Source organism: Streptomyces siamensis (genome assembly GCF_039543605.1).
Taxonomy (GTDB): domain Bacteria; phylum Actinomycetota; class Actinomycetes; order Streptomycetales; family Streptomycetaceae; genus Streptomyces; species Streptomyces siamensis.
This window is the reverse complement of the sequence record NZ_BAABKB010000013.1, coordinates 291,953-304,070: the sequence shown is the minus strand read 5'-3', so window position 1 is coordinate 304,070 and position 12,118 is coordinate 291,953. Positions and strand designations below refer to the sequence as shown.

Sequence of the window (12,118 nt, the reverse complement as noted above, 5' to 3'; positions counted from 1 at the left end):
CCGTGCCGCGTCCGTATCGCACCGCCCGGTGGCACCGCGGGCGAGCGCGTGGCTAGTGGGCCGATCCGGACAGTTGCAGCCCGATGACCCCGATGATGACGAGGCTGATCGAGACGATCTTGAGGGTCGACACCAGGTCGCCGAGGAAGATCATGCCGTAGATCGCGGTGCCCGCCGCGCCGATGCCGGTCCACACCGCGTACGCCGGACCGACGTCCAGCTTCTTCAGGGAGAGGGTCAGCAGGCCGAAGCTGCCGAGCGCGAAGACGCAGAAGGCCACCGTCGGCCAGAGTCTGGTGAAACCGTGCGAGAGCTTCAGACAGACGGCGAAGCCGGTTTCGAGCAGTCCCGCCACAACGACCAGCAGCCACGCCATTTCTTTTCCTCCCGCGTCCGCACGTCGACTGCTTCGTCCGGGCCGGACCCGGCCGGCGGCCCCGGACGCGGTGCGTGCCGGGCGGCGTGGGGTTTGCCTGAACCTCTCCGGGTCGCTCGGTGTGATTATGCATTTGCCGACCGGCCAAACCCTTACCGACGAGCCGCGGACGCAAACACCGCCGAGGTCAGATCGCCCCTCGGACACCTGGCCACGGCCGCCGCGACCCTCCTGGTCAGTCTCCCTCGCGGCGCTCCCGCGTCGCCAGCAGACGGCGCAGGGAGTACAGCCGCTGCGGGTCCGCGTGGCCGTCCGCCACCCACTGGTCCAGCGCGCAGTCCGGCTCGTCGTGGCTGCACGCACGCGGGCAGCCCTCGGTGCCCGGTTCGAGATCGGGGAAGGCGTGGATGACCCGGGACGGGTCGACGTGGTGCAGACCGAAGGAACGGACGCCCGGGGTGTCGATGACCCAGCCCTCGTCGTCCGAGAGCGGCAGCGCCAGCGCGGAGGTGGTGGTGTGCCGGCCGCGGCCGGTCACCGCGTTCACGTGTCCTGTCGTACGCCGCCGGTCGGCCGGGACGAGGGCGTTCACCAGGGTCGTCTTGCCGACGCCGGAGTGCCCCACGAAGGCGGTGATCCTGCCGTCCAGCTGTTCGCGCACCCGGTCCGCCGCGTCGCCGCTCTCCAGCTCCTCACGGCTGGTGACGACGTACGGGATGTCCAACGCGCCGTACAGTTCCAGGAGTTCGTCCGGCGGGGCGAGGTCCGACTTGGTCATCACCAGCAGCGGCTCCAGGCCACCGTCGAACGCCGCGACGAGACAGCGGTCGATCAGCCGGGGGCGCGGTTCCGGGTCGGCGAGCGCGGTCACGATGGCGAGCTGGTCGGCGTTGGCCACGACCACCCGCTCGTACGGATCGTCGTCGTCGGCCGTGCGGCGCAGGACCGAGTCGCGCGGCTCGATGCGGACGATGCGGGCGAGCGTGTCCTTCTTGCCGGACAGGTCGCCGACCAGGGCGACCCGGTCACCGACGACGGCGGCCTTGCGGCCCAGCTCGCGGGCCTTCATCGCCAGCACCACGCGGTCCTCGACGAGGCAGGTGAGACGCCCCCGGTCGACGGTGAGGACCATGCCCTCGGCCGCGTCCTCGTGCTTGGGGCGGATGTTCGTACGCGGACGGTTGCCCTTGCGGTTGGGGCGCGCGCGGATGTCGTCCTCGTCGGTGTGCTTGCCGTAACGGCGCATGATCCTGGTCCGCCCGTCAGTTCCCGAGCATCCCGGTCCACAGCTCGGGGAAGTCCGGCAGGGTCTTCGCCGTCGTCGCCACGTTCTCGATCCGCACGCCTTCCACCGCCAGACCGATGATCGCGCCCGCGGTGGCCATGCGGTGGTCGTCGTAGGTGTGGAAGACGCCGCCGTGCAGTGGACGCGGGCGGATGTGGAGGCCGTCGGCGGTCTCGGTGACGTCGCCGCCGAGTTCGTTGATCTCCTTGGTGAGCGCGGCCAGACGGTCCGTCTCGTGCAGACGCAGGTGGGCGACGCCGCGCAGCGTGGAGGGCGAGTCGGCGAGTGCCGCGACCGCCGCGATGCCGGGGGTCAGCTCACCGACCTCGCCCAGGTCCACGTCGATGCCGTGGATCGCACCCGAACCGGTGAACTCGAGCCCGATGTGGGTCAGTTCGCAGGAGCCGCCCATCTCGGTGAAGATCTCCCGCAGCCGGTCGCCCGGCTGGGTGGTGCGCGTGGGCCAGTCGGGGACGACGACCTTGCCGCCGGTCACCAGGGCCGCGGCCAGGAACGGCTGGGCGTTCGACAGGTCCGGCTCGATGATCAGGTCGCGGCCGAGCAGTGCGCCCGGCGTGACCCGCCAGACGTTCGGCTCGCCGCCCGACTCCGGGGTGTCCACCTGGGCGCCGACCGCGCGCAGCATGTCCACGGTCATCCGGATGTGCGGCATGGAGGGCAGGGTGGAGCCGACATGCCGCACCTCCACCCCCTGGTTGAAGCGCGGGCCGGAGAGCAGCAGGGCGGAGACGAACTGCGACGAGGAGGAGGCGTCGATCTCCACCGGGCCGCCGTCCAGGGCGCCGCCGCCGTACACGGTCAGCGGCAGCGCGCCGCGCGCGTCGTCGTCGATGCGGGCGCCGAGCAGGCGAAGGGCGTCGATCACGCCGTTCAACGGGCGCTCGTACGACCGCGGGTCGCCGTCGAAACGAATGGGGCCGTCGGCGAGTGCGGCGACCGGCGGGAGGAACCGCATCACGGTGCCCGCGTTGCCGACGTCGACCGTGGCAGGGCCGCGCAGGCCCGAGGGGATGACCCGCCAGGCCTCGCCGGAGGAGTCCGGGCCCGCGGCGACCGTGGAACTGGAGGCCACCGTCTCCTCGATGCCCACGCCCATCGCGCGCAGGGCGCCCGCCATCAGCAAGGTGTCGCGGGAGCGCAGCGGGCGGCGCAGCCAGCCCGGCTCGGAGGCCAGCGCGGCCAGCACGAGAGCGCGGTTGGTGACCGACTTGGACCCCGGCACGTGGACCGTCGCGTCGACGGCTCCGCTCGCGTGCGGGGCGGGCCAGAGGGCGGTGTGGGCGGGGTTCACGGTCATGCGCCCCACTTTAGTGGCTGGCGATGGATGGAAATCTTGATCAAAAGCGGCGAAACGTGAGCGAAACAGCCCTCGGATACGTGCGCGTGCCCGTGCTGTGTCAAGTGCGGCTCCGCCTCTTGCCCACTCGGGCGCGCAGGTGGCGCACTTCCTGGTCGTACGACGTCCCGCGACCTCCGCGGCTCCATGCCCGCGCGTACGCCCACGGGCCCGCGCTCACGCCCTCGGGCCGCGCTCCGGAAGGCGGTGCCAGGTACGCGCCGCAGAACGGCCCGGCCCGGGGCGGCTCAGGACCCGTTCGGAGTCCGCCGAGAATTCGCCCGATGCCCCTCGGGACCCGCCCGATGCCTTCTCGGGGCCCGCCCGATACCCGCTACCAGCCCGATACCCGCTGCCCGATACCCGCTCGGACCTGCCCGGCGTCCCCGCGGGCCGTGTGCCCGGAGCCGATCCGGCCGGTCCGGAGCCCGCCCGGACGGTGGCCCGGCCGTCACACCTCCAGCAGCCACCGCCCGCCGCCTATCAGCGAGCACAGCGACACCGCGTGGAAGAGGAACAGCCACATCCCGGCCGGCACGTGCGTGAGCCGCGACAGCTGGTCCGCGTCGGAGTCGCCCGCCCCGCCCCGGCGCCGCTTGGCCTGGAGCTCGAAGGCGGGCCGGACACCGCCGAGCAGCAGGAACCACACCACCGCGTACGCGAACGCCGCCTGCACCTGCGGCCCCGCCAGCCAGGACACCAGCAGGAAGGTGCCGCCGGTGGCGATCACGGTGAGCGCCCCGTACGCGTTCCGGATCATCACCAGCATGGCCACGAGCAGGGCCGTCGCCAGCCACAGCAGCGCGGTGATGTGCCCCGCGGCGAGCAGCGCGGCGCCGCCCAGGCCGAGCAGTGGGGGAGCGGTGTAGCCCGCGGCGGCGGTGAGGATCATGCCCAGCCCCGTGGGCTTGCCCCGGCTCACGGTCAGGCCGCTGGTGTCGGAGTGCAGGCGGATACCGCTGAGGCTGCGCCCCGTGAGCAGGGCCACCAGACCGTGGCCGCCCTCGTGGGCGATGGTGACGGCGTTACGGGACACCCGCCAGACGCCGTGCGGGACGATCACCGCGAGGGCGGCGACCAGAGTGGCGATCACCACCCACAGGTCGGGGTCCGGCTGACTGCCGAAGACCTGGTCCCAGAGGCTCGCCAGCGAGGTGGATGCGGTGCTGTCCATTGTCTGCGGTGGCTCCCTGTGGTGTCGCGGAATCTGGCAGTGTGGCACGTATGTGCGGACGGTATGCAGCGAGTCGCAGGCCCGAGGATCTCGCAGGAATCTTTGAGGTCGAGAAGTGGGAGCCCGAGGAGACCCTGGCCCCCGACTACAACGTCGCCCCGACGAAGGAGGTGTACGCGGTTCTCGACCGTCCTCTCAAGGACGCGGACAGCCCGAAGCCGGTTCGTCAGCTGCGCCGGCTCAAGTGGGGACTCGTGCCGTCCTGGGCCAAGACGCCCGAGGGCGGCGCCCGCATGATCAACGCACGCGCGGAGACGGTGCACGAGAAGCCCTCGTACCGCCGTGCCTTCGCGGCCAGGCGCTGCATCATCCCCGCCGACGGCTACTACGAGTGGGTCACCGCGGCGGCCGAGCGCGAGCTGGAGGTCGAGGGCAAGAAGAAGCGTCCTCGTAAGCAGCCGTACTTCGTCACACCGGCGGACGGTTCGGTCTTCGCGATGGCCGGACTGTACGAGTTCTGGCGCGACAGGACGCTCCCCGACGACCACCCGCAGGCCTGGTGGGTGACGTGCTCCGTGATCACGACCGAGGCCGAGACCACGCCCCTGGCGGTCGCCCCCGCCGACGGGCCGTACGCGCTGGCGGACATCCACCCCCGGATGCCCCTGATGCTGACCCCGGACCGCTGGGACTCCTGGCTCGACCCCGCCCGCACGGACGCCGAGGACCTCCGCGCACTGCTCGCGCCGCCGCCCGCCGGACTGATGCGCGCCTACCCCGTCTCCACGGCCGTCAGCAACGTCCGCAACAACGGGCCGGAGCTGCTGAAGGAGCTGGAGGGCCCCGAAGAGGGCACACTCTTCTGACGTGACCGAGACCACTGGGACGACCGGGACGACCGGGACGAACGAGAACACCGTGACCACCGAGACGATCGAGACCGACGCCGGCACGGCCCGGATCACCTGGCACCCGGCCGCGAAGGCCCGGCTCGTCCTCGCCGCGAGTCACGGCGCGGGCGGCGGCATCGAGGCGCGCGACCTCCGTGCGCTGGCCGCGGTGCTCCCCGCGCACGGCGTGAGCGTCGCGCTCGTCGAGCAGCCCTGGCGGGTGGCGGGCAAGAAACTGGCACCCGCGCCGAAGACGCTGGACGTGGGATGGCGCGGACTGTGGCCGGCGCTGGTGCGGCCGGGCCTGCCGGTGATCGCCGGGGGACGCAGCGCCGGCGCCCGCGTCGCCTGCCGGACCGCGACGGAACTGGGCGCCGCCGCCGTGCTGGCCCTCAGCTTCCCGCTGCACCCGCCGGGCAAGCCGGAGAAGTCCCGCGCCGACGAACTGCTCGGCGCCGGGGTGCCCACGCTCGTCGTCCAGGGCGGCAACGATCCGTTCGGGAAGCCGGAGGAGTTCCCCGAGGGCCCGTACGAGCTGATCGAGGTGCCGTACGGCGATCACGGCTTCGCGGTGCCGAAACGGGCTCCGCTCGGCCAGGACGAGGCGCTGAAGGTCATCACGGACGGTGTCGCGAAGTGGACCGCGTCACTCGGGTGACGCACGGGAATGCCGGGCGGCGGACAACTGTTGTGCGGAGCAGACAGCACGAACCGTGCTGACCGTTCCGAGGAGAGGAAGTCCGCCGCATGGGTTCGACCATCTGCCCGAGCCGTCGCAGCAGCGCTGACCTGGACTGGACGGTGCTGCACGCGGGTAAGAACGCCCCTATTCGGGCGGCGGGTGGGCCTGATGTTCGTCTATCCTCCGATTCCAGTGGGACCGGTCTCGGTCTCACGACATCGCTTGAGGAGGTGGGTCCGGTCACTGGGACCGACGCAGGGACCGAACACGGCCAGGCGGAGCAGCCCGAGGGCCAGGGCACGAGCACGGAGTCGTCCGCCGAGCGCACCGCGCGCTTCGAGCGGGACGCGCTCGAATTCCTCGACCAGATGTATTCGGCCGCCCTGCGCATGACGCGCAATCCGGCCGACGCCGAGGACCTGGTGCAGGAGACGTACGCGAAGGCGTACGCGTCCTTCCACCAGTTCCGCGAGGGGACCAACCTCAAGGCGTGGCTGTACCGCATTCTCACCAACACCTTCATCAACTCGTACCGCAAGAAGCAGCGCGAACCTCAGCGCAGCGCGGCCGAGGAGATCGAGGACTGGCAGCTCGCACGTGCCGAGTCGCACATGTCGACGGGACTGCGCTCCGCCGAGTCGCAGGCGCTGGACCACCTGCCCGACTCGGACGTCAAGGCAGCGCTGCAGGCGATCCCCGAGGAATTCCGCATCGCCGTCTATCTCGCCGACGTAGAGGGCTTTGCGTACAAGGAGATCGCGGACATCATGGGGACACCCATCGGTACGGTGATGTCCCGGCTCCACCGGGGCCGTCGCCAATTGCGCGGCATGCTTGAGGACTACGCGCGTGACCGCGGGCTGGTTCCGGCCGGCGCCGGAGAGTCGAACGAAGCGAAAGGCTCGGGCTCATGAGCTGCGGAGAGCCGCACGAGACGGATTGCAGTGAGGTACTCGACCATCTGTACGAGTTCCTCGACCATGAGATGCCGGACGCGGACTGCACCAAGTTCGAGGTGCACTTCGAGGAGTGCTCCCCGTGCCTGGAGAAGTACGGCCTCGAGCAGGCCGTGAAGAAGCTGGTCAAGCGGTGCTGCGGCCATGACGACGTGCCGACGGACCTGCGCGCCAAGGTCATGGGCCGCATCGACCTGATCCGCTCCGGGCAGGCTGTGCCCGAGCACGACGTGACCGCGACGCCGCAGGAGTCCTGACTCCCGGCGCGGCGTCGCCTCCTCACGGAGATCGTCCACCAATCACCCGAACGTGCTAATCCGCGGGCTCCGAGCCCGCGGATTCGTTCATACGCGTCCCCGTGCACTCCCCACCGTCCTAGGCTCCGGAGCCGGAAGCCGGGGAGGGGGCGAGGAGATGGGGTCGGTCCAGGCGTGGGCCCGCGTCTACGTGGCGTGTGTCGCCCTCGCGGCCCTGGCCTGTCTGGCACCGCTGCCCGACCTGCGCGCGCCGTGGTGGATCGTCGCGCTGATGGCCCTGCTCTACGCCGGGTGCGAGCGGATCCCGCTCCGGCGCGCCTCCAGAACCGCCCAAGGCCGCGATGCCCCGCCGGGGATGGGCACGTTCCTCCCCGTGCTGCTGGCCGGGGCCTTTCTGCTGCCACCCCCGGCCGCCGCGCTGGTCGCCGTGCCGGGCGCCCTGCTCACCCGGGTCGAACAACGCCCGCGGTGGCTGCGCCGCGTCTGGCGCGCCTCGCAACTCGCCGTCGCGGTCTGGACGGCCTCCCGTGTGCACGGGGCGCTGGGCGGCCGGGACGCCGTCCTCGCGCCCGACTTCCCGTACGCGCTGCTGCCCGCCGGGGCGGCGGTACTCACCTTCTGCCTCGTCCTGACCGCCCTCGACGGCGGCATCCTGGCGCTCGCCGAACGGGTGCCGGCGCGCACCGCCTGGCGCGGGCTGTTCGCTCGCTCCCTCGCACCGGTCGGCGTGCACGGGCTCGCGGGGCTGATGATGGCGGTCCTGTGGCGCAGCCCGTACGGGCCCGTCGCCGCACTGCTCGTGCTGCTGCCGATGTACGTGTCCTGCTGGGTGTTCGCCCAGTACCACCGGGAGCGGGCCGCCCATCAGGCCACCATCCGCGCGCTCGTCCAGGCCGTCGACATCAAGGACGGCTACACCCGCGGGCACAGCGAACGGGTGGGCCAGGCGGCCATGATGATCGCGCGCGAACTGGACATGGACGACCGGCGCGCCGAGGTCCTCCGGTTCGCCGGCATCCTTCACGACGTCGGGAAACTGGGCGTCCCGACGCGGCTGTTGCGCAAGGACGGCCCGCTCACCCCCGAGGAGCGGCGGGTGATCGAACTCCATCCCGAGTACGGGCACGAGATGGTGCGGGGCATCGGGTTCCTCGGGGAGGCCCGGTCGGCGATCCTCCACCACCACGAGCGGCTCGACGGAAGCGGATACCCCTACGGCCTGGTCGGGGCGCAGATTCCCGAGTTCGCGCGGGTCGTGGCCGTCGCGGACGCCTTCGACGCCATGACGTCCACCCGCTCCTACCGGCGGGCCCGGCCGGTGCCCGCCGCGCTGGAGGAACTGGAGCGGTGCGCGGGAGCCCAGTTCGACCCCGGGATGGTGCGGGCGCTCGTCCGGGCGCTCTCCCGGCACGGCTGGCATCCCGTGGTCACGGCGGACAGCACGTCGCCGGCCTGCGCCCCGGCGGGCCCGCGGGAAGCGGGAGGTCACCTGGTCCCCGCGCCCGGCGGCCCCGGCCCGAACGGCTCCCGCCGGCCCGGCCCGCCCGCACCCGACGACGGCCCCGCCGCCACACGCGCGACCGACCTCCGGGCGGACGGTCCGCGCACGAGCGACACCCGGTCGGACGGTCCACGTGAGACCGGTACCCGGTCGGACGGTCCGCGGGTGAACGGGACGGGGTCGGACGGTCCGCGGGTGAACGGGACGGGGTCGGACGGTCCGCGGGTGAACGGGACGGGGTCGGACCGTCCGCGGGCCACCGAACCCCGGGTCGGCGGCCCGCGTGTCGCCGAGGGTGCGGCGTCCGGCGTCGTGCCGGGCGAGGGTGCGTCGCAGGAGGACGGTGTCCGGGGTGGCCCCGAGGACATCGGGATCGGGAGGGGCCCATGAGCCTGTCCCGGCCGCTCCCGGCGCCCGCCCTCACCCGTTCGGGCACAGCCTCGTTCAGCGCCGTCGCCCGCACGGGTGCCGCCCTGCTCGGGCTCGCCGCTCTCGCCTCCACACTCTGGAACGGGCTGGACGACCGGGGCACCGCTCTCGCCTTCGGCCTCCTCGTGACCCTCGGGGAACTCACCCGCTGGAGCGGCGCCGAGGAACGCGAGTCCGCGCCGCTCGGTGCCGCCGCGGCCCTGTCGTACGCCCTGCTCGGGGAGCAGGCGGGACGGCCCAGCGAGCACGGTGCCCTCCAGGTCGTCGCGGTGGTGTCGGCCGCCACCCTGCTCGGCAGCGTGCCGCACGTGGCCCGTGGCCACGCGCCCACCACGGATCACCTCACCCGGCGGGTGCTGACCGTCGCCTTCGCCGCCGTCTGCTTCCAACCCCTTTACAACCAGGGCAGGTTGCTGGAGTGGGGCGGTCCGGCGTACGCGGTGCTCCTGGTCGCCCTGCTGGTGCTCACCGCGCTGTGCGACGCCGTCCTCACGGCGGCGATGGCGCACTCGCGCGCCCGGTGGCCGTTCGGGCCGCTGCTGCGGGACGAACTGCGGGCCACGCTCGGCATCGGATCGGCCGTCTGCGCGACCGGGGCCGTGATGTCGCTGGCGGTCGCCGTGGTCGGACTGTGGGCCCTGCCCGTCTTCTCGCTCCCCCTGCTGCTCACCCAGCTCTCCTTCCGCCGGTACGCGGCCGTGCGGGTCACCTACCGGCAGACCATCGCCTCCCTGGCACGGGCGACCGAGATCGCCGGGTACACGCCCGTGGGGCACGCACGCCGGGTGGCGGCCCTCAGCCGGGCCGTCGGCCGGGAGCTGGGGCTCACCGCGCCCGACCTGGTCGTGCTGGAGTACGCGGCGCTCATGCACGACATCGGCCAGCTCAGCCTCGTCGACCCCGTGCCCGCCGGGGCCACCGCCGCGCTGTCCTCGGACGAGCAGCGGCGCATCGCACTGCTGGGCGGGGCCGTCGTCCGCCAGACCGGGGTGGACGCCGAGGTCGCCGTGGTCGTGGAGCGGCAGGCCGACCCGTACCGGGAGCAGCCGATGACCGCGCGGATCGTCCGGACCGTGAACGCATACGAGGAGATGGCCCGGGAAGCAGGACCCGGAGGGCCGCTGGCCGCGCTGGAGAGACTCCGGCTGGCCACGGCCCACGACTACCAGCCGGAAGTGGTGGAATCGCTGGCCAGGGTGCTGTCGCAGAACAGGGCCGACGGGTGAGAGCCTCGGACCGGGGACGGCGATCGGGCACCGACGGCCGGTCTGACCTCGCCCCGGGCGGGGTAACCCATGGGTAATGAGCGCCCGTCCGACGGTACGTGGTTGGATGCGAGGAAGAGGGTGTTCGGGGGCACGGGCCAGCCCGGGGCTGCACTGTCTTCAAGGGACTCTTCGAAGGACCAGCAGGCGGGAAACGCAAGGAACTGGCAGGCGGGAATCGTGAGGATCTTCGGCAAGGGACGGCACCGGCCCTCCGCCTCATGGCGGCAGGCCACCGACCGTGCGTTCACGCTGATCGGCGACGGCCGGTACGAGGACGCGGGCGCGCTGCTGACACGCGCCGCGGACCTGGAGCCGTGGCTCTCCGAGTCCTGGTTCAACCTGGCTCTGCTGCACAAGTTCCGGCACGACTGGGAACAGGCGCGGGCGGCGGGCCTGCGGGCCGTCGCGCTGCTCGACCGCGAGACCGGGGCGCCCGACTGGTGGAACGTGGGCATCGCGGCCACCGCCCTTCAGGACTGGCCGCTGGCCCGGCGCGCCTGGCAGGCGTACGGCCTGCGGGTGCCGGGCGGCGCCGCGGTCTCCGGGGAGCCGGTGGGCATGGACCTCGGCAGCGCTGCCGTACGGCTGTCCCCCGAGGGGGAGGCCGAGGTGGTGTGGGGGCGGCGGCTCGACCCCGCCCGGGTGGAGGTGCTGTCCATTCCGCTGCCGTCCTCCGGACGGCGCTGGGGCGAGGTCGTGCTGCACGACGGGGTGCCCCACGGGGAGCGGACCACGGCCGCCGGACACGCCTACCCGGTCTTCGACGAGATCGAGCTGTGGGCGCCCTCGCCCGTCCCCACCTGGGTGGTCCTCCTGGAGGCCGCCACCGAGGACGACCGCGACGCGCTGGAGCAGCTCGCGGCGGACGCGGGTTTCGCCGCCGAGGACTGGTCGTCCTCCGTACGGCTGCTGTGCCGGATGTGTTCCGAGTCGCGGATGCCGTCCGACGAGGGTGACGGCGAGCACCTGGACCCGCACGACCACAGCGAACCGGGCCACCCGGGGCCGCTGGGTCACCGCACCGACGGGCAGCTGTGGGTGCCCGAGCGGGAGTGCGGTCTCGCGGCACCGGCCGCGCTGGTGCGCGGTCTGCTGGACGGCTGGGTGGCCGACAGCCCCGACTCCCGGGACTGGCGGGACCTGGAAGAGGTCTGCTGAGCGCGCTGGTCCGACGACCGCGCAAGCCGGCCGGGCCGCGTCCGTCCCGCGGGATCGCCGGGAAGTCACCCGGTCGCTCCCCGTAGGCTGTACTCGCAGAATTTCCCAAGGTTTGAGGAAGGCGTACGTCGTCATGGCGCAGCAGGACACCGATCAGCAGCACGCGGGCGTGCTCCCCGTGGACGACGACGGCTTCGTCATCGACACCGAGGACTGCGAGGAGCGCGAGACGGCCTACCGCGAGCGCGGGACCTCGCGGCCGATCACGGTCGTCGGGAATCCCGTACTGCACAAGGAGTGCAAGGACGTCACGGAGTTCGGCGCTGAGCTGGACCAGCTGGTCGCGGACATGTTCGCCAGCCAGCGCACCGCCGAGGGCGTCGGCCTGGCCGCGAACCAGATCGGCGTCGACCTGAAGGTCTTCGTGTACGACTGCATGGACGACGAGGGCAAGCGGCACGTCGGGGTCGTCTGCAACCCCGTGCTGGTCGAACTGCCCGCCGAGCTGCGCCGTCTGGACGACAGCAACGAGGGCTGCCTCTCGGTGCCGACCGCCTACGCGCCGCTCGCCCGTCCCGACTACGCCGAGGTCACCGGGCAGGACGAGAAGGGCAACCCGGTCAAGGTGCGGGGCACCGGCTACTTCGCCCGCTGTCTCCAGCACGAGACGGACCACCTGTACGGCTACCTGTACATCGACCGTCTCTCCAAGCGTGAGCGCAAGGACGCGCTGCGACAGATGGCCGAGAACGAGCCCCGCTACCCGATCGTGGCGAACGACTGAG

Annotated in this window: 11 protein-coding genes and 1 pseudogene; 8 read left to right on the top strand and 4 right to left on the bottom strand. The window is 72.3% G+C overall.

Annotated features, from left to right (window positions below; translation table 11 throughout):
* Nucleotides 1-52: 52 nt before the first annotated feature.
* The 4 genes from ABEB03_RS20060 to ABEB03_RS20045 form a co-directional block, all read right to left on the bottom strand.
* Nucleotides 53-376: a DMT family transporter gene (locus tag ABEB03_RS20060; RefSeq protein WP_028802038.1), complete on the bottom strand. Its 324-nt coding sequence runs from the start codon at nt 374-376 to the stop codon at nt 53-55.
* 235 nt (nt 377-611) lie between these two features.
* Nucleotides 612-1,622: a ribosome small subunit-dependent GTPase A gene (rsgA, locus tag ABEB03_RS20055; protein WP_345650704.1), complete on the bottom strand. Its 1,011-nt coding sequence runs from the start codon at nt 1,620-1,622 to the stop codon at nt 612-614.
* A 16-nt stretch (nt 1,623-1,638) separates the two neighbouring features.
* Nucleotides 1,639-2,979 carry a 3-phosphoshikimate 1-carboxyvinyltransferase gene (aroA, locus tag ABEB03_RS20050; RefSeq protein ID WP_345650701.1) on the bottom strand — a complete coding sequence of 447 codons (1,341 nt, stop codon included), beginning with the start codon at nt 2,977-2,979 and terminating at the stop codon, nt 1,639-1,641.
* A 490-nt stretch (nt 2,980-3,469) separates the two neighbouring features.
* The gene (locus ABEB03_RS20045) at nt 3,470-4,192 is read right to left on the bottom strand and encodes a M50 family metallopeptidase (protein ID WP_345650698.1); all 723 of its coding nucleotides are present in this window, start codon (nt 4,190-4,192) and stop codon (nt 3,470-3,472) included.
* Between the two features lie 50 nt (nt 4,193-4,242).
* On the opposite strand from ABEB03_RS20045, the gene ABEB03_RS20040 reads away from it, so the two are divergent.
* The 8 genes and pseudogenes from ABEB03_RS20040 (at nt 4,243) to def (ending at nt 12,117) form a co-directional block, all read left to right on the top strand.
* Nucleotides 4,243-5,058, top strand: coding sequence for an SOS response-associated peptidase (locus tag ABEB03_RS20040; RefSeq protein ID WP_345650695.1), 816 nt, complete (start codon nt 4,243-4,245; stop codon nt 5,056-5,058).
* Between the two features lie 52 nt (nt 5,059-5,110).
* A complete protein-coding gene (locus tag ABEB03_RS20035) occupies nt 5,111-5,740 on the top strand; it encodes an alpha/beta hydrolase family protein (RefSeq protein ID WP_345650885.1) in 630 nt (209 codons plus the stop codon).
* 254 nt (nt 5,741-5,994) lie between these two features.
* Nucleotides 5,995-6,678 carry an RNA polymerase sigma factor SigR gene (gene sigR, locus ABEB03_RS20030; protein ID WP_028802044.1) on the top strand — a complete coding sequence of 228 codons (684 nt, stop codon included), beginning with the start codon at nt 5,995-5,997 and terminating at the stop codon, nt 6,676-6,678.
* Nucleotides 6,675-6,977: a mycothiol system anti-sigma-R factor gene (gene rsrA / locus ABEB03_RS20025; protein ID WP_028802045.1), complete on the top strand. Its 303-nt coding sequence runs from the start codon at nt 6,675-6,677 to the stop codon at nt 6,975-6,977. The genes sigR and rsrA overlap by 4 nt, the downstream gene beginning before the upstream one ends.
* Nucleotides 6,978-7,134: 157 nt before the next feature.
* Nucleotides 7,135-8,511: pseudogene (locus ABEB03_RS20020) on the top strand (HD-GYP domain-containing protein); the annotation flags it as partial.
* Between the two features lie 353 nt (nt 8,512-8,864).
* Nucleotides 8,865-10,133 carry an HD-GYP domain-containing protein gene (locus ABEB03_RS20015; RefSeq protein WP_345650685.1) on the top strand — a complete coding sequence of 423 codons (1,269 nt, stop codon included), beginning with the start codon at nt 8,865-8,867 and terminating at the stop codon, nt 10,131-10,133.
* Nucleotides 10,134-10,352: 219 nt separating this feature from the next.
* On the top strand, nt 10,353-11,333 hold the full coding sequence (locus ABEB03_RS20010; protein ID WP_095936534.1) for a tetratricopeptide repeat protein: 981 nt from the start codon (nt 10,353-10,355) through the stop codon (nt 11,331-11,333).
* Nucleotides 11,334-11,466: 133 nt separating this feature from the next.
* On the top strand, nt 11,467-12,117 hold the full coding sequence (def, locus tag ABEB03_RS20005; protein ID WP_095936535.1) for a peptide deformylase: 651 nt from the start codon (nt 11,467-11,469) through the stop codon (nt 12,115-12,117).
* Nucleotide 12,118: the final 1 nt, after the last annotated feature.

Coding starts and splice junctions, on each gene's coding strand:
- ABEB03_RS20060 (WP_028802038.1), bottom strand. CDS start 376: ATGGCGTGGCTGCTGGTCGTTGTGGCGGGACTGCTCGAAACCGGCTTC.
- rsgA (WP_345650704.1), bottom strand. CDS start 1,622: ATGCGCCGTTACGGCAAGCACACCGACGAGGACGACATCCGCGCGCGC.
- aroA (WP_345650701.1), bottom strand. CDS start 2,979: ATGACCGTGAACCCCGCCCACACCGCCCTCTGGCCCGCCCCGCACGCG.
- ABEB03_RS20045 (WP_345650698.1), bottom strand. CDS start 4,192: ATGGACAGCACCGCATCCACCTCGCTGGCGAGCCTCTGGGACCAGGTC.
- ABEB03_RS20040 (WP_345650695.1), top strand. CDS start 4,243: ATGTGCGGACGGTATGCAGCGAGTCGCAGGCCCGAGGATCTCGCAGGA.
- rsrA (WP_028802045.1), top strand. CDS start 6,675: ATGAGCTGCGGAGAGCCGCACGAGACGGATTGCAGTGAGGTACTCGAC.
- ABEB03_RS20015 (WP_345650685.1), top strand. CDS start 8,865: ATGAGCCTGTCCCGGCCGCTCCCGGCGCCCGCCCTCACCCGTTCGGGC.
- def (WP_095936535.1), top strand. CDS start 11,467: ATGGCGCAGCAGGACACCGATCAGCAGCACGCGGGCGTGCTCCCCGTG.